This is a genomic window from Geobacillus sp. DSP4a (assembly GCF_013096875.1).
GTDB lineage: Bacteria > Bacillota > Bacilli > Bacillales > Anoxybacillaceae > Geobacillus > Geobacillus thermophilus.
In genome coordinates, this window is sequence record NZ_SDLD01000003.1 from 55,854 (window position 1) to 71,653 (window position 15,800).

The window sequence follows — 15,800 nt, forward strand, 5'->3', positions numbered from 1 at the left end:
GATATGGAACAGTTAAGGGAAAAAGCATTGCTTGTCCATCGGCAGGCAAAAGGAAAATTGTCCGTCGAGCTGAAAGTGCCGGTCGTTGATATGAATGACTTAAGCGTCATTTATTCGCCAGGTGTGGCAGAGCCGTGCAAAGAAATTTCCGCCAATCAAGAGGAGATTTATCATTACACGGTAAAAGGCAATTTCGTTGCCGTTGTCTCAAACGGCACCGCTGTGCTTGGGCTTGGCAATATCGGCGCGCGGGCGGCGCTTCCGGTGATGGAGGGGAAAGCCGCCTTGTTTAAAGCGTTCGCCGGCATTGACGCCGTGCCGCTTTGTCTCGACACGGAAGATCCGGATGAGTTTGTCCAAGCCGTCAAACTGCTCGAACCGACGTTTGGGGGCATCAATTTGGAAGATATCGCGGCGCCGGCCTGCTTTATGATTGAGGAGCGGCTGCGCCAGGAAATGGAAATTCCGGTGTTCCATGATGATCAGCATGGCACAGCGATCGTCGTGGCTGCCGGGCTGACGAACGCGTTGAAAGTGGTCGGCAAGCGGCTCACCGATTGCCGGGTCGTCATCAACGGCGCCGGAGCGGCCGGGGTGGCGATTGCCAAGCTGCTGCTGTCGATGGGAGTCGGCGACCTCATTATGTGCGACACGAAAGGGGCCATTTACGAAGGTCGTCTGCACGGCATGAATGCGCTAAAAGAAGACTTGGCGAAACAAACAAACAGGGAGCGCCTGGCGGGAACGCTCGCTGATGTGATCAAGGGCGCTGATGTATTTATCGGTGTTTCGGCTGCCGGCGCGTTGACGCCGGCGATGGTCCGAACAATGAACCGCGGCGCGATCGTGTTTGCGCTTGCCAATCCGGTGCCGGAAATTATGCCGGATGAGGCAAAGACCGCCGGCGCCGCCATCGTGGCAACCGGCCGGTCGGATTTGCCGAACCAAGTGAACAATGTGCTTGCCTTCCCCGGCGTCTTCCGCGGCGCGCTCGATGTGCGGGCGCGAGAAATCAATGAGGCGATGAAAATAGCGGCGGCCGACGCCATCGCCGGGCTCATCCAGCCGGAAGAGTTAAGCGAGGAGTACGTCATTCCGAACCCGTTTGACCAGCGCGTCGTCGCAGCAGTCGCTTCCGCCGTCGCGCGTGCAGCGATGGAGACCGGGGTGGCGCGGAACATTACGAAGCATGAGGAGAAAAATCGCGTCAGAGAGGGGTGACTTGTCGATGAAATTTGCTCGTTTTTTCGTTGATGGGACGGTTCACACCGGTGTTGTAAGCGGCGAAGTCGTCCGTGAAATCGAAGGTGATGTGTTTGGTGAGTGGGACTATACAGGAAGCGTGTTTCGTTGTGATGACGTTGCATTCGCAGCGCCGCTTGTGCCGCGCCATGTGATCGGCATCGGCGCCAACTATGTGGCGTCAAGCGAGCAACGGCCGGCGGAGCTTCCGGACATCCCCGTCTTTTTCTTTAAACCGTCCTCATCGGTCATCGGCCCGGAAGCGGATATCGTCATTCCCGCCGGCGTGCGCGAGGTCAAATTCGAATCGGAACTGGCCGTTGTCATCGGCAAACAGGCGAAATGCGTGAGCAAAGAAGATGTCTGGGCGCATATTTTCGGCTATACGGTCGCCAATGACGTCACCGCGCCGCAATTTTTCCATCCTGATGGACATTGGACGGTTGGAAAATCGTTTGATACGTTCACGCCGCTCGGCCCGGTTATTGAAACGGAGCTTGACCCGCTGTCGGTGTCGGTGAAAGCGCGCGTGAACGGCGTCGAAAAACAAAACAGCCCGACAGAGCTCATGATCATTTCGATCAGCAAAATGATCTCCTATTTGTCCCATGTCATGACGCTGCAGCCGGGCGATGTCATTTTAACCGGAAGCCCGGTCGGCGCTGAGCTGGTTGGCCCGGGAACAGTCATTGAATGTGAAGTGGACGGCATCGGCACGCTCCGCAATACGTTTGTCGCCGCCAAAGCGCCGGCTGTTTCCGCTTCGTAAAGATGAGGGTTTGCTGCCAGCGAAGGGGGACACGCATGCCCCATTGCTGCCGGACGGTGCGTTTGCGGGATTCGGTTTTGCCTGCCTGCAAACGCTCGGTCGTTCGTGTATAATAGCGGGCGGAGAGAACAAATTGAGGTGAAGGCAATGGAAAAAGAAAATATAGTGAAATCTGTAAGTCGGGCGTTGCAAATTATTGACATCGTCAGTGCGAAAAAAGACGGGCTAGGCGTGACGGAAATCGCGAAACAAATGGACATTAACAAAAGTTCCGTCTACCGCATTTTAACGACGCTCGCCCAATACGGCTACATCGAGCAGCATCCGGAAACAGAGCGGTACAAGCTTGGCTACAAGTTTTTGGAAATCAGCTCGAAACTGCTTGACTCGATTGATTTGCGCCAAGAGGCGCGTCCGTATTTGCGCCAGCTCGAGAAAGAGACGAACGAAGTGGTCCATCTCGTCGTCTATGACCAAGGGGAAGTCATTTATATTGAAAAATTGGAAGGAACGGAAACGCTGCGCATGCATTCGAAAGTCGGCAAGCGGGCGCCAATGCATTGCACGGCCGTTGGCAAGGCGATTTTAGCCAGCTTGCCGCCGGCTGTCGCCGCCGAGATCATCGACCGGAAAGGGTTGCCCAGACATACCGATTGGACGATCACCGACCGCGAGGCGTTTTTCCGCGAGCTTGACACCATTCGGCAAAACGGATATGCGCTTGACCTGGAAGAAAATGAATATGGCATCCGCTGCGTCGCGGTGCCGATTTTCGACTATACAGGAAGCGTTGTCGCCGCCGTCAGCGTTTCCGGCCCGACGCTCCGCATGACGGATGACCGCATCATGAGGCTTGCTGCGCGCATGCGCCAAATCGGCAAAGAACTCTCCGCCCGGCTCGGCCATCGGCCGATTCATTCCGTCCAGCCGTAACGGCTGGGCGTTTTGTTTTGCGGCGCGAACGGCCGGCGGGGCATGGCGGACGGAAGGGCATGCAGCCGAGCCGTGTTGCGCTTCGCTTCCCGAAAGCCGCCCGCTTTTCGCCGCGTTTTGCTAGTGCAAACGGCAATGATGCATGTAAAATAGAAACGAGGTGATTTGCAACGTGAACAAACAGACGCTTTCCGAGTGGATCGAACAGCTTCGTCAGGACCCGAACGTCGTTCATTGGCATGAAATTGAGCCGAAAGAAGCCGACACGGTTCCGTTTCCGACCGAATTGAATCCACGGCTGCGCGCGGCGCTTGAAGCGCGCGGCATCGCCTCGCTTTACACGCACCAGGCGTCAGCGTATGAGGCGGTGCGAAGCGGGCGGAACATCGTCGCCGTGACGCCGACGGCATCCGGCAAAACGCTCTGCTACAATTTGCCTGTGCTGCAAGCGATCGCGGAGGCGCCGGAAAGCCGCGCTCTTTACTTATTTCCGACCAAGGCGCTCGCCCAAGATCAAAAAAACGAATTACATGAAATCATCGCCGAGATGGGAACGCCGATTTACAGCTATACATACGACGGCGATACGGCGCCGGCGCTGCGGCAAAAAATCCGCCAGGCCGGCCATATTGTCATCACCAACCCGGACATGCTCCATACCGCCATTTTGCCGCACCATACGAAATGGATGTCGCTGTTTGAACAGTTGCGCTACGTCGTCATCGACGAACTGCATACATACCGCGGCGTGTTCGGCAGCCATGTCGCGAACGTCATCCGCCGCCTAAAGCGGATTTGCGCCTTTTACGGCAGCCGGCCGGCCTTTATTTGCACCTCGGCGACGATCGCCAATCCGCAGGAGTTGGCTGAGCGGCTGATTGGCGAACCGGTGGCGCTGATTGACAACAACGGGGCGCCGAGCGGACGGAAACATATCGTGTTTTACAATCCGCCGGTCGTCGAGCGGACGATGAACGTCCGTCAAAGTGCGACGAAAACGGCGGTCGAACTGGCGCGGCAGCTTTTACGCAACCGCATTCCGACGATTGTGTTCGCCCGCAGCCGCGTCCGCGCCGAACTTATCTTAAGCCATTTGCAGGCAGCGGTGAAGGGGCGGATTGGGGAAACGACGGTCCGCGGCTACCGCGGCGGCTACTTGCCGAACGAACGGCGCGCGATTGAAAAGGGGCTGCGCAGCGGGGACATTATCGGGGTGGTCAGCACAAACGCGCTCGAGCTTGGCGTTGATATCGGCCAGCTGCAGGCGTGCATTCTCGCCGGCTACCCAGGAACGATTGCCAGCACGTGGCAGCAAGCCGGCCGCGCCGGCCGCCGCCATGGCGATTCGCTCGTGATTATGGTGGCCGGTTCAAGTCCGCTTGACCAGTACATCGCCGCCCATCCGGAATACTTCTTCGCCCGCTCGCCGGAAACAGCCCGCATCAATCCGGATAATATGCTCATTTTAGTCGACCATCTTAAATGCGCCGCGTACGAGCTTCCGTTTCGGCGCGGCGAGACGTTTGGCGGAGTCGAGGTCGAAGAAGTGCTCGATTTTTTGGCTGAGCAGGGGGTGCTTTATGAGCGCGGCGGCCGCTGGCATTGGATGAGCGAAGCGTTTCCGGCGCAAAACATTAGTTTGCGCTCTGCGGCGCAGGAAAATGTCGTCATTATCGATGTTTCTGACACCGCCCGCCATCGTGTCATCGGTGAGATGGATCGCTTCAGCGCGATGACGCTGCTCCATGAAGAAGCGATCTATTTGCACGAAGGGACGCAATACCAAGTTGAGCAGCTTGATTGGGAGGAGAAAAAAGCGTACGTCCGTCAAGTGGATGTCGAATATTTCACCGATGCCAATCTGGCCGTGCAGCTTGAAGTGCTGTCTGAAGACCGGACCGCCGAACGAGGGGCGATGGCCGTCAAGTACGGCGATGTATCGGTCCGGGCGATGGCGACGATGTTTAAAAAGTTGAAACTGTCGACGTTTGAAAACATTGGATGGGGGCCGATCCGCCTGCCGGAAGAAACGCTTCATACGTCGGCGGCATGGCTCGAATGGATGGAAGTGCCGCCGCGGTTTTCCCCGGCGTTGTTTGAGCACATTCTGGTGGGCATCGCCAACGTGCTTGGCCATCTAGTGCCGATGTTTGTCATGTGCGACCGCTCGGATATTCATGTTGTGCCGCAGCTGAAGGCGCCGCACTCCGGACGGCCGACCATTTTCCTTTATGACCGCTATCCGGGCGGCATCGGTTTATCGGAAGCGCTGTTTGAGCGGTATGAACAAATGCTGGCGAAAGTGAAAGAGTGGGTGGAGCGCTGTCCGTGTGCGGATGGCTGTCCATCGTGCATCGGTGCTCTTGATGCGGCAGGGATGCCGGTCAAGCATGAATTGGTGCAGTTTTTAGCTGAACAGCTCGCTGTGCGGAGCGGTTCCTCGGCTTAGCGCCAACCGCGCCCTGCGGCGCAGCTTCCCGGTCATCGAGACTGGACGGAAAGGAAGGGCGAGACGGATGAAGCCAAAGCTGTCGCAATGGAAAGAGTTGCTGGCCGCCCGGCATCAACCGAAGGCTGCGGCCGGAGAACTTGAAGCGGAAGCGGGTGAATGCCGGGCGGCGGACGTGCCGTTTGCTGAGCAGTGGCGACAATGCGGCGTTGTTCCGCATTCGTTTGCCGGCGATTATTGTCTTGTCCGCGAGACGGTGTACCCGCTTGATCACGAACATGGCCGCTATCGGCTCGGCGCGTTTTATGAGGTGCACCGGCGCTGGCAGGAGGCGCCGTTTTCCCACCCGCTCTCGTGCCGCGGGTTTGCCGTTGGCGACTTGTTCTTTTTTGACACGGAGACGATGGGGCTTTCAAGCGGAGCGGGAAATGTCATGTTTTTGCTCGGCCATGCCCGCTTTGCCGGCGATTGCGTCATCGTCCGCCAGCATTTTTTGCCGCATCCCGGAGCGGAAGTGGCGCTGTATCAAAGTTTCTTATCCGATGTCAACTATACGACGCTTGTTACGTACAATGGAAAAGCGTTCGACTGGCCGCGGCTGAAAACGCGCCATGCCCTTGTCCGTGACATGGTGCCGAAGCTGCCCGCGTTCGGTCATTTCGATTTGTACCATGCCGCCCGCCGATTATGGAAAGGTCGGCTCGATTCGCTGCGGTTGGCTGAAGTGGAGCGGCATATTCTTGGCGTCAAACGGAACGATGATGTGCCTGGTTTTTTGGCGCCGATGATGTACCAAGCGTTTTTGCAAACGCCCCATCCCGACCGGATCATGCCCGTTTTGCGCCATAATGAGCAAGACGTGTTGTCGCTCATCGTGTTATATATTCATTTGTCGATTCAGCTGCTTGACGCAAACCAACTCACCGATCCAGGCGAACAGCTGGCCGCCGCCCGCTGGTTGGAAACGGTCGGGGAGACGGCGGCCGCGCGGGGCGTCTATGAACAGGCGGGCGCCGGGCAGGCGAAAGAAGCGCATATGGCGAAGTGGCAACTGTCGCTTTTATATCGGAAGGAAAAACGGTATGACGAGGCGGCGGCGCTTTGGCGCGACTTATTGGAGTGTGGCGTCTATTGGAAGATGAAAGCAGGCCTTGAGCTGGCGAAAGCGTACGAACATTACTTCCGTGACCTTGACGAAGCGCACCGTTATGCGGCGGCGGCGTATGAGGCATGGCGGTCGCTTGCCAGGGCGAGCCGGCAGGCGGCGGACGGGGAGGAGCAGGAGTGGCGCAAACGGCTTGAGCGGCTTATGCGCAAGAAAAACAGGTCGGGAAAATGAGACGCCCATTTCCCTGGCAAGCGCAAAATGTGACAGAAACAGAAAAATTCCTGCTCTTTTATTGCGAATCTTGTAGAAAAATAAAAAAACGTGTACAATGGCATCGGAATGAACGAAAACGAGGGCAGGGAGAAGAATGTGATGAGGAGCATGTACAAAAAAATTTTGTACCTCTTTTTTATTGTCGTCGGCTTGACGTTTGTCGTGTTCCATTATGTTTATTAACGGTTTCAACACGATGCCCGAGATGACCGGCGCCGCGTGGGCGGGGCTGAAGAAGCGGATTCGGTTTGGCAGCGCCGCCGTGCAAAATGGGTATCTACACTAGTACGAGTTCGGTTCGTTCATCATAGGCTAGTATTGTCAACTAACAGTCTAGATGAAAGGAGAAGGATGCCTATGCATTGCCCGCCTTATGTGACGGCGCCGATTGTTCATCCGCCTCAATGCTGTGTCCAACATCATTTTCAAGCAACGATTGTGCCGCATATCCATCCGTCGCATACGATGCATGTGTATCACCAACTGTATGAACATCGCCATTATTTCCCGCATACGGAATCGGCCGTCGCTCAGGCTGCCAACCGGCACCTGTATTGCCCAGGGCCGATGCCGCCGTTCCCGGTTGGATGTTAAACAAACGGACAAAGGGGCCGCTCGCCGGCCTCTGTTTTTTGTCAAACGGTGTCCGGACCATGCGCTGGAACATCCGTTTTCAAGTGTGAGGGGATGGATGGAATCATTTCCTTTTATTAGGTTTTGCAACCGGAATAAGGAAAACGTCAATTGACAACCGGACCGATTTCTGAAAAAATAAAGAAAAGAGTTGAAAGCGGATTGAGGTGAAAGCCATGTCAGCCAATCGCGTAAAACTAACGCCGAAAGACATTTTAGAAAAGGAATTTAAGGTGAGCATGCGGGGGTACAATCAAGACGAAGTGGACCAGTTTTTAGATATGATCATCAAAGATTACGAAGCGTTTCAGCAGGAAATTGAAGAGCTGCAACAAGAAAACGCCCGCCTGAAGCGGCAAGTCGAGGAGCTGCAAAAGCGGCCGTCGGTATCGGCCGGGACGACAAACTACGATATTTTGCAGCGCCTGTCCAATTTAGAGAAACATGTGTTTGGTCGGAAGCTGTACGAGTAGGCGATGTAGACAAATTCCAATTTTTTTCTCTTGCTCTTATGTGAAAAATCGATTATACTGTAAGATGCTCGCAGCGTTAATCATGCTCGGGTAATCGCTGCGGCCGGTTTCGGCCGTAGAGGAAAGTCCATGCTCGCACGGTGCTGAGATGCCCGTAGTGTTCGTGCCTAGCGAATCCATAAGCTAGGGCAGCCTGGCTTCGGCTGGGCTGACGGCGGGGAAAGAACCTACGTCCCGGCTCGGGATATGGTTCGATTACCCTGAAAGTGCCACAGTGACGGAGCTCTAAGGGAAACCTTAGAGGTGGAACGCGGTAAACCCCACGAGCGAGAAACCCAAATGATGGTAGGGGCACCTTCCCGAAGGAAATGAACGGAGGGAAGGACAGGCGGCGCATGCAGCCTGTAGATAGATGATTACCGCCGGAGTACGAGGCGCAAAGCCGCTTGCAGTACGAAGGTACAGAACATGGCTTATAGAGCATGATTAACGTGGTGATGGCATCATGAAAAGCCCTCCTGCATGAAGGAGGGCTTTTCTTGTATCGGTTGTTTTGCAGGATGGTTATACTTGGAGATGAAATACATATTGCCTGCCAGAATAGGGGGAAGCGGATGGAGCGATTTTCAATCATTGCCACGGCCGCGATGGGGCTCGAAGCGGTTGTGGCGGATGAAGTGCGCCGGCTTGGCTACGAATGCCAAGTGGAAAACGGCAAGGTGATGTTTGAAGGTGATGCGGCTGCGATTTGCCGCGCCAATCTTTGGCTGCGCACTGCCGACCGTGTGAAGCTCAAAATCGGCGAGTTTCGGGCGACGACGTTTGAAGAGTTGTTTGAGCAGACGAAGGCGCTGCCATGGGCGGATTATTTGCCGAAAGACGCCTCGTTCCCTGTTATTGGAAAATCAGTGAAATCAACGTTGTTCAGCGTCTCCGATTGCCAAGCCATCGTCAAAAAAGCGGTTGTTGAAAGCCTAAAGGAGCGCTATCGGCTGTCGTGGTTTCCTGAAACAGGGGCGCTCTACCGCATCGAAGTGGCGCTCCATAAGGACATCGCCACCTTGACGATCGATGCGAGCGGCGCCGGGCTGCACAAGCGCGGCTATCGTCTCCGCCAAGGGGAAGCGCCGCTCAGAGAGACGCTCGCCGCCGCCTTGGTGCTGCTGACCAACTGGACGCCGGACCGCCCGTTTGTTGACCCGTTTTGCGGCTCGGGCACGATCGCCATTGAGGCAGCGCTCATCGGCCAAAACATTGCCCCTGGATTCAACCGCGACTTTGTTTCCGAACAATGGCCGTGGATCGGGAAACAAGTGTGGGAGCGCGCGCGCGAAGAAGCAGAAGCGCTGGCCCGCTATGACCAGCCTTTGGATATTATCGGGATGGACATCGATCCGCACATGGTGGAAACCGCCAAGGCGAACGCGGCGGAAGCAGGGCTTGCCGATTTATTGTCGTTTCGAGTCGGGCGGGCGGAGCAGTTTCGGACGGACAAGCGGTACGGAGTGATTGTCGGCAATCCGCCGTATGGGGAGCGGCTTGGCGAACGCCGGGAAGTGGAAGCGCTCTATCGCGCCATCGGCCGCGCCTACGCCTCTTTGGATACGTGGTCGGTCTATATCTTAACCGCCCACCGCGGCTTTGAAACGCATTACGGCCGACCGGCAACCAAACGGCGCAAGCTGTTTAACGGCTTTATCGAAACGCATTACTACCAATATTGGGGGCCGCGGCCGCCGCGTGAAGGCTAGAAGTTGACTTCTCGGCGGCGATCCATCATAATATTGTCTTGTTATTGGGAATAAGCGCGCAACAAACTTGTTGCGCGCTTATGCATGATGATGCCGGGGGAGTTTATGCCAATTTGGAGGGGTGGCGGCGATGAGCCATGATCGTTATCCATTTACAGTAGAAAAAAACGAAAACTTCTTTGACAAGCTCAGCCAATGGATCGGCGATGTTTTTTACGATATTTTGCCAGAGGCCGGGTTTGAGCTGCGCGATGAGCAAATTTATATGGCGTTCCAGCTCGAGCGCGCGTTTCGCGAGAAAAAGGTGATGTTTGCCGAAGCCGGGGTCGGCACGGGAAAAACGATCGTCTATTTGCTGTATGCGATTTGTTACGCCCGCTACACTGGCAAGCCGGCCATCATCGCCTGCGCGGATGAGACATTGATCGAGCAGCTCGTCAAAAAAGAAGGGGATATCGCCAAATTGTCCGATGTGCTTGGACTGCATATCGACGTCCGGCTGGCCAAATCGCCGGATCAATATTTATGTTTAAATAAGCTCGAAGAAGTCACGACATATGATGACGAGGATATCGAATTATACGAGCGAATTTTTGATGAGCTTCCGGCATTCGTCCACGATAATAAACCGATGCAGTCGTTTTACCGCTATGGCGACCGGAAGGAATACGCCCATTTGAGTGATGAGCAGTGGAAAAAAATCGCCTGGGACCCGTTTCAGGATTGTTTTACATGTGAAAAGCGGCACCGCTGCGGCCAGACGCTTTGGCGCGATTATTATCGAAAAGCGACGGATTTGATCGTCTGTTCGCACGATTTTTATATGGAACACGTCTGGACGTATGAGGCGCGCAAGCGGGAAGGCCAGCTGCCGCTGTTGCCGGAGGCGAGCTGCGTCGTGTTCGATGAGGGGCATTTGCTTGAGTTTGCCGGGCAAAAGGCGCTGACGTACCGGATGAAAGAGACGACGCTTGAGATGCTGCTGACAAGGCTGCTCGAAAACGACATCCGTGAACAGCTCGCTTATTTAATTGAGGAGACGTTGGAGACGAGCGCGCGCTTTTTTGCGGAATTGAAAGCGTGCGCGAAAGATGTTCCCGGATCGAACCGGAAAGAAATTTCGCCGTCGCCCGCCCTGCAGCAATGGGCGAAGCAGCTGCACAGGCAAATCGTTGAAATCGGCAATGAGCTTGTGTTTGAAAGCGAGACGTATACGATCGACCATTATCAGCTGAACATCGTGGACGAATATTTGGATCAAATTCAATATTCGCTCGACTTGTTTTTGACGAACGCCGATGCGATCACATGGCTTGAGTCATCGCGCCAAGAGGCGACTTTGGTCGTCATGCCGCGCACCGTGCAGGAAGTGCTGCGCGAAAAAGTGTTCAGCAAACGAATGCCGTTTATCTTTTCATCGGCGACGCTGTCGAGTGGAAAATCGTTTGCCTATATTGCCCAAAGCTTGGGCATTGATGACTATTTGTCGTTCAGCGTGCCATCGCCGTTTGATTACGATGAGCAAATGACAATTTATATGCCGACGTTCCGCGCCGGCGAGACGCTGTTTGCGGAAAAATATCGCTATGCGCTCGAAAAATTGCGCGAAACCGGCGGCCGGGCGCTCATCTTGTTCCCGACGCGCGAAGAGCTGCTCCAATTTAAAGAAGAAGCGGCCGATGAACCGTTTTCGTTCTTGTTTGAGGGAGACCGTGAAATCAGCGATTTGGTCGCCGAGTTTCAGCGCAATGAGGAGACCGTGCTTTGTTCGGAACATTTATGGGAAGGGCTTGACATCCCGGGGCCGTCATTGTCAAACGTCATCATTTGGTCGCTTCCGTATCCGCCGAACGATCCGGTGTTTCAGGCGAAACGGAAGGCATACCGCGATCCGTTTTGGAGCGTTGATGTGCCGTACATGCTGCTCCGCCTCCGTCAAGGGGTCGGACGGCTCATCCGCACCCGCGACGATCGCGGCATCGTCTCCATTTTTGTCACTGACCGCGACGATGCGCAAGTCATCCAAGCGGTCAAAGAGGTGCTGCCGACAGCGGTGAGGGAAGAATAAGTTCTTCCCTTTTTCTTTTTGCAGCCGAAGCGGATATTTCCCGATGTGTCAGCAGGAAAATGACCCCTTGTTATGGAAATGATGATACGGCCAGCAAAAATAGTGGGAGGATGGGTCTCGATGAAGCGAATGGAAGAACAATTTTTGGAATACGTCAAAAAAATGATGGGATACCATGAGGCGATCGGCCTCATGTATTGGGATTTGCGGACCGGGGCTCCGAAGAAAGGAGTCGGACAGCGCTCGGAAGTGATCGGCATGCTGTCGGCGGAAGCGTTCCAAATGTCGATATCCGAAGAGATGGCGGCGTTTATCGCCAAACTGTCAGCCAAAGGGGTGTATGAACAGCTTGGTGAAGTGACGCAGCGCACGCTCGATGAGTGCAAAAAAGAATATGAGCGCAATAAAAAAATTCCCGTTTCCGAATACAAGGAGTATGTAGTGCTTCGCTCCAAAGCGGAAAGCGTCTGGGAAGAGGCGAAAGCAACCGCTGATTTTTCCCGTTTTCGCCCGTACTTGGAGCGAATCATCGAGTTTCAGCGCCGTTTTATCGAGTACTGGGGATATGAAGGGCATCCGTACAACACGCTGCTTGATCAATATGAGCCGGGCATGACGGTCGAGCTGCTCGATCAGCTGTTCGGCCGGCTGCGTGAACGCATCGTTCCGCTTGTACAAGCCGTTGACGCCGCCCCTAATAAGCCGGATACGTCGTTTTTGTTTGCTGCGTTTCCGAAAGAACGGCAACGGGCGTTTCTTTTGGAGCTGCTTCCGGAACTCGGCTATGACTTTGGCAAAGGGCGGCTTGATGAGACGGTTCATCCGTTTGCGATCGGGTTGAACCCAAACGATGTGCGCATTACGACGCGCTACGACGAACGCGATTTTCGCACCGCCATCTTCGGGACGATTCATGAGTGCGGCCATGCCCTGTATGAACAACATATTTCCGAAACGCTTGTCGGCACGCCGCTTTGCGGTGGGGCATCGATGGGCATTCACGAGTCGCAGTCACTGTTTTTCGAAAATATGGTCGGCCGCCACTATTCATTTTGGAAGCGGCATTATTCACGTCTTTCGCAATACGCGCCATCGCAGTTTGCCGGCGTTTCGCTGGATGCGTTTTACCGGGCGATCAATGAGGCGAAGCCGTCGCTGATCCGGATTGAAGCCGATGAACTGACGTATCCGCTTCACATTATCATCCGCTACGAAATCGAAAAGCAGCTGTTTGCTGGCGATATCGAAGCGGCGGACTTGCCGGACGTATGGAATGAGAAATATGAGCAATATCTTGGCATCCGCCCGTACAACGATGCGGTCGGCGTGTTGCAGGACGTCCATTGGTCGGGCGGCAGCTTCGGCTATTTTCCGTCGTATGCGCTCGGCTATATGTACGCGGCGCAATTCAAACAGGCGCTCGAAAAAGAACTCGACATGGCGGCGTTGCTTGAAGAAGGGAACATCGCGCCGATTCGTGAATGGCTGACCGAGCGCATTCATCGATTCGGAAAAACGAAAAAGCCGCTCGACCTTGTGCGCGATGCCACCGGTGAGCCGCTCAACGCCGAACACTTGATCCGTTATTTAGAAGAAAAATATAAAGCGATTTATTGTCTATAAAGCAAATCCCCCTCTCCGGTTTGGAAGAGGGGGGATTTGTTTACCATAATTTGTATCCTTTCGACCCCGGCGGAGCATTTTGAATGATGTCAATGAGCGGCACCGTATAGGCGATGACAATGAGCGCCACAACGAGGCCGATCCACAGCTTCCAGTTTTCGAGCGCCAATGCCGCCCGTTCCTGCGGGGCGGCCGCTTCGGCGACCGGGAATTCGGTTTCGCCTTTCGGAGCGAAAAACGCTAGGTTAATGACGATGACAAGAATCAAAATGATGCCGATGAACAAAATAGTGCCGCCGACCGCCTGGGCGATTTGGTACGGAATCCATTCAAGCGCCTGCGGCGAGTTGCCGTATGTGGAGAACGCTGAGCGCCGCGGCGCCCCGAGCAAGCCGGCAAAGTGCATCGAGCCGGACATAAATGTCATCCCAACGGCCCAAACGATCGTTTGGATGATGGCAAGCCGGTTCATCGCTTTCGTCATCACCCGGCCGGTCAAATGCGGGATGAGCCAATACGATGCGCCAAAAAACGTTAACACAACCGTCGTGGCAACGGTCAAATGGAAGTGGCCGGTCACCCAAATCGTGTTATGAACGACTTGGTTGAGCTGGTGCGAAGCATTGATGATTCCACCCGTGCCGGCCGGAATGAAAAACAGCATCCCGACAAACGGCGCGAAAAAGCGGGCGTCGCCCCACGGCAATTTCCGCCACCAGCCGAACAGGCCGGTTGCCCCCTGCGAGCGGCCGTACGATTCAAACGTCGCAAACATGGCAAACGCGGTCATGAGCGACGGAATGATGACCATAAACGTCAAGACGACTTGCACGTACTTCCAAAACGGCGAAATCCCTGGCTCTAGCAATTGATGGTGAAAGCCGACTGGAATCGAAAACAGCAAAAACAAGATAAACGCCAGCCGCGCGAGCGAATCGGAGAACATTTTGCCGCCGATCACTTTCGGGATGACAGCGTACCAAACCATATACGCCGGCAATAGCCAGAAGTAGACGAGCGGATGCCCGAAATACCAAAACAGCGTCCGGCTCAAGAGCACGTTCACCCGATCCGTGAGCCCAAGCGACCACGGAATGAGCTGAAAGACGACGGTGGCGGCTACGCCAAGCGTGCAGATGAGCCATAATACCATATTCGTGACAGACATAAACGCCAACAGCGGGCTCGCCTGGCCGCGGTGCGCCTTCCGCCAGCGCGCGTAATGGGCAAACATTCCAAACCCGCTCACCCAGCTGCCGACGACGACGAGCGCCAAGCCGATGTAAAAGCCAGCGTGCGCCTGAAGCGGCGCGTAAAACGTATATAAGACAGATGCTTGGCCGGTTAGGATGAAAAAGGCTGTGCAGGCCGTCCCTGCCGTCATCATCCAAAAACCGATCCAGCCGAGCCGGCGCGAACCGTCCGAGAGCGCTCCGGTCGTGCGGCTGACCGCAGCGAACTGAAAGCCGATAATGAAAAACGTCGTCAGCACAAGCCCAAGCAAGACGCCGTGCGTCGTCAAAATCGTGTAATAGCTGATCCCAGCCGGCAGCTCAAACTTGCCGGAACGGACGAGTGTTTGCAACAAACCGGCGAATCCCCCGAGCGCCAGGGCGGTAAAGGCGACAAACAAATGTGCCAGCGCCAGTTTGGCGTCGCGGCGATCGACTTTTTCCAACGAGTTCACCATCTCACTCCACCACCTTAATGCGCGCCGTCATCATATGGTGGCCGGCGCCGCAATATTCATTGCAAAGAATCGTATACTCGCCCGGTTTGTCAAACGTCGTTGTCAAGCTGTTGACATAGCCGGGTTCGACCATCATATTGATGTTCGTTCCGGGAATTTCAAACCCGTGAATGACATCTTTTGAGGTGACGTTGATCGTCACTTTCGCTCCTTTTGGAATTTCAATGGCATTTGGCGTAAAGGAAAACGCGGCCACGACGATGTTCAGTTCGTATTCGTCATCCCCTTTTTTCACAAGCCCCGGATGATCAAACGGCGGGGTGGTGTCCACTTTTTCCGGATCGATCGTCGTCAGGCAGCTTGGCGGCTGCTGTCCGGCGGCGAAAGCGCTCACGCCGACGACCGTCAAAAAGACGATCAAACAACCGATGCCGAACGTCAGCCAAATTTTTTCATACTTATGAATGTGCATCTCAAGTCCCTCCCTTGCCGCTTACAGGCGGTGTAAAAATAAAAAGTAGACGCTGACCCAGGCGAAAATGATGAAAAAGCCGAGCAAAAACACGGACGACAGCGTGCCGCTGAGCGCCGGCTCTTTTTCCTTTTTTGTTTGCCGGGCCATTGCCGTCGGTTTTGTCCGCTCTGGTTTGGCCATCCTTTCATCCCTCCTCGTGCGTTTTGGATTCATCCCCCATAACGTTGACAGGCAGGTGCGCCAAGCGCGAGTTTCCCTGCTTTGACACTATCATAACCGTACAAAACGGCCGCAACAGTGACTTTTCTCACAA

General features: G+C 55.0%; 13 protein-coding genes and 1 other RNA gene. 11 read left to right on the forward strand and 3 right to left on the reverse strand.

Annotated elements, in window-relative coordinates; all coding sequences use genetic code 11:
• Window positions 1–3 precede the first annotated feature (3 nt).
• From ETC02_RS02190 to ETC02_RS02240, 11 genes are all read left to right on the forward strand, one after another.
• Window positions 4–1,221, forward strand: coding sequence for an NAD(P)-dependent malic enzyme (locus ETC02_RS02190; protein WP_050368633.1), 1,218 nt, complete (start codon window positions 4–6; stop codon window positions 1,219–1,221).
• Window positions 1,222–1,228: 7 nt separating this feature from the next.
• Complete coding sequence (locus tag ETC02_RS02195; protein WP_050368634.1) at window positions 1,229–2,011, forward strand: fumarylacetoacetate hydrolase family protein; 783 nt, start codon at window positions 1,229–1,231, stop codon at window positions 2,009–2,011.
• Window positions 2,012–2,158: 147 nt separating this feature from the next.
• Entirely contained in the window at window positions 2,159–2,944 is a 786-nt protein-coding gene (locus tag ETC02_RS02200; protein WP_050368635.1) for an IclR family transcriptional regulator, read from the forward strand.
• A gap of 172 nt (window positions 2,945–3,116) precedes the next feature.
• Window positions 3,117–5,393, forward strand: a complete 2,277-nt coding sequence (locus ETC02_RS02205; RefSeq protein ID WP_171698016.1) for a DEAD/DEAH box helicase — start codon at window positions 3,117–3,119, stop codon at window positions 5,391–5,393.
• A 67-nt stretch (window positions 5,394–5,460) separates the two neighbouring features.
• Window positions 5,461–6,732, forward strand: a complete 1,272-nt coding sequence (locus tag ETC02_RS02210; protein ID WP_171698017.1) for a ribonuclease H-like domain-containing protein — start codon at window positions 5,461–5,463, stop codon at window positions 6,730–6,732.
• Window positions 6,733–7,131: 399 nt separating this feature from the next.
• Complete coding sequence (locus ETC02_RS02215) at window positions 7,132–7,368, forward strand: CotD family spore coat protein (RefSeq protein WP_050368638.1); 237 nt, start codon at window positions 7,132–7,134, stop codon at window positions 7,366–7,368.
• A gap of 215 nt (window positions 7,369–7,583) precedes the next feature.
• Entirely contained in the window at window positions 7,584–7,880 is a 297-nt protein-coding gene (gene gpsB, locus ETC02_RS02220) for a cell division regulator GpsB (protein ID WP_033009238.1), read from the forward strand.
• 82 nt (window positions 7,881–7,962) lie between these two features.
• An RNA gene (rnpB, locus tag ETC02_RS02225) (RNase P RNA component class B) lies at window positions 7,963–8,361 on the forward strand.
• Window positions 8,362–8,494: 133 nt separating this feature from the next.
• On the forward strand, window positions 8,495–9,631 hold the full coding sequence (locus ETC02_RS02230; RefSeq protein WP_033009237.1) for a THUMP domain-containing class I SAM-dependent RNA methyltransferase: 1,137 nt from the start codon (window positions 8,495–8,497) through the stop codon (window positions 9,629–9,631).
• Between the two features lie 130 nt (window positions 9,632–9,761).
• A complete protein-coding gene (locus ETC02_RS02235) occupies window positions 9,762–11,699 on the forward strand; it encodes an ATP-dependent DNA helicase (RefSeq protein WP_063211757.1) in 1,938 nt (645 codons plus the stop codon).
• Between the two features lie 120 nt (window positions 11,700–11,819).
• Window positions 11,820–13,322 (forward strand): carboxypeptidase M32, encoded by a 1,503-nt coding sequence (locus ETC02_RS02240; RefSeq protein WP_050368639.1) that lies wholly within the window; start codon window positions 11,820–11,822, stop codon window positions 13,320–13,322.
• Window positions 13,323–13,362: 40 nt separating this feature from the next.
• Here ETC02_RS02240 and ETC02_RS02245 read toward each other — a convergent pair whose 3' ends face one another.
• The 3 genes from ETC02_RS02245 to ETC02_RS02255 are packed head-to-tail and all read right to left on the reverse strand — an operon-like array spanning window position 13,363 to window position 15,634.
• The gene (locus tag ETC02_RS02245; RefSeq protein ID WP_055358862.1) at window positions 13,363–15,012 is read right to left on the reverse strand and encodes a b(o/a)3-type cytochrome-c oxidase subunit 1; all 1,650 of its coding nucleotides are present in this window, start codon (window positions 15,010–15,012) and stop codon (window positions 13,363–13,365) included.
• 1 nt (window position 15,013) lies between these two features.
• Window positions 15,014–15,484, reverse strand: coding sequence for a cytochrome c oxidase subunit II (locus ETC02_RS02250; protein ID WP_033015318.1), 471 nt, complete (start codon window positions 15,482–15,484; stop codon window positions 15,014–15,016).
• Window positions 15,485–15,505: 21 nt separating this feature from the next.
• Complete coding sequence (locus ETC02_RS02255) at window positions 15,506–15,634, reverse strand: cytochrome c oxidase subunit 2A (RefSeq protein ID WP_369813962.1); 129 nt, start codon at window positions 15,632–15,634, stop codon at window positions 15,506–15,508.
• Window positions 15,635–15,800: the final 166 nt, after the last annotated feature.

Excerpts from the sequence above, each read along its gene's own strand:
- ETC02_RS02215 (WP_050368638.1), top strand. The coding sequence starts at position 7,132 with ATGCATTGCCCGCCTTATGTGACGGCGCCGATTGTTCATCCGCCTCAA.
- ETC02_RS02255 (WP_369813962.1), bottom strand. The coding sequence starts at position 15,634 with ATGGCCCGGCAAACAAAAAAGGAAAAAGAGCCGGCGCTCAGCGGCACG.
- ETC02_RS02230 (WP_033009237.1), top strand. The coding sequence starts at position 8,495 with ATGGAGCGATTTTCAATCATTGCCACGGCCGCGATGGGGCTCGAAGCG.
- ETC02_RS02195 (WP_050368634.1), top strand. The coding sequence starts at position 1,229 with ATGAAATTTGCTCGTTTTTTCGTTGATGGGACGGTTCACACCGGTGTT.
- ETC02_RS02245 (WP_055358862.1), bottom strand. The coding sequence starts at position 15,012 with ATGGTGAACTCGTTGGAAAAAGTCGATCGCCGCGACGCCAAACTGGCG.
- ETC02_RS02250 (WP_033015318.1), bottom strand. The coding sequence starts at position 15,484 with ATGCACATTCATAAGTATGAAAAAATTTGGCTGACGTTCGGCATCGGT.
- ETC02_RS02240 (WP_050368639.1), top strand. The coding sequence starts at position 11,820 with ATGAAGCGAATGGAAGAACAATTTTTGGAATACGTCAAAAAAATGATG.
- ETC02_RS02200 (WP_050368635.1), top strand. The coding sequence starts at position 2,159 with ATGGAAAAAGAAAATATAGTGAAATCTGTAAGTCGGGCGTTGCAAATT.
- ETC02_RS02235 (WP_063211757.1), top strand. The coding sequence starts at position 9,762 with ATGAGCCATGATCGTTATCCATTTACAGTAGAAAAAAACGAAAACTTC.
- ETC02_RS02190 (WP_050368633.1), top strand. The coding sequence starts at position 4 with ATGGAACAGTTAAGGGAAAAAGCATTGCTTGTCCATCGGCAGGCAAAA.
- gpsB (WP_033009238.1), top strand. The coding sequence starts at position 7,584 with ATGTCAGCCAATCGCGTAAAACTAACGCCGAAAGACATTTTAGAAAAG.
- ETC02_RS02210 (WP_171698017.1), top strand. The coding sequence starts at position 5,461 with ATGAAGCCAAAGCTGTCGCAATGGAAAGAGTTGCTGGCCGCCCGGCAT.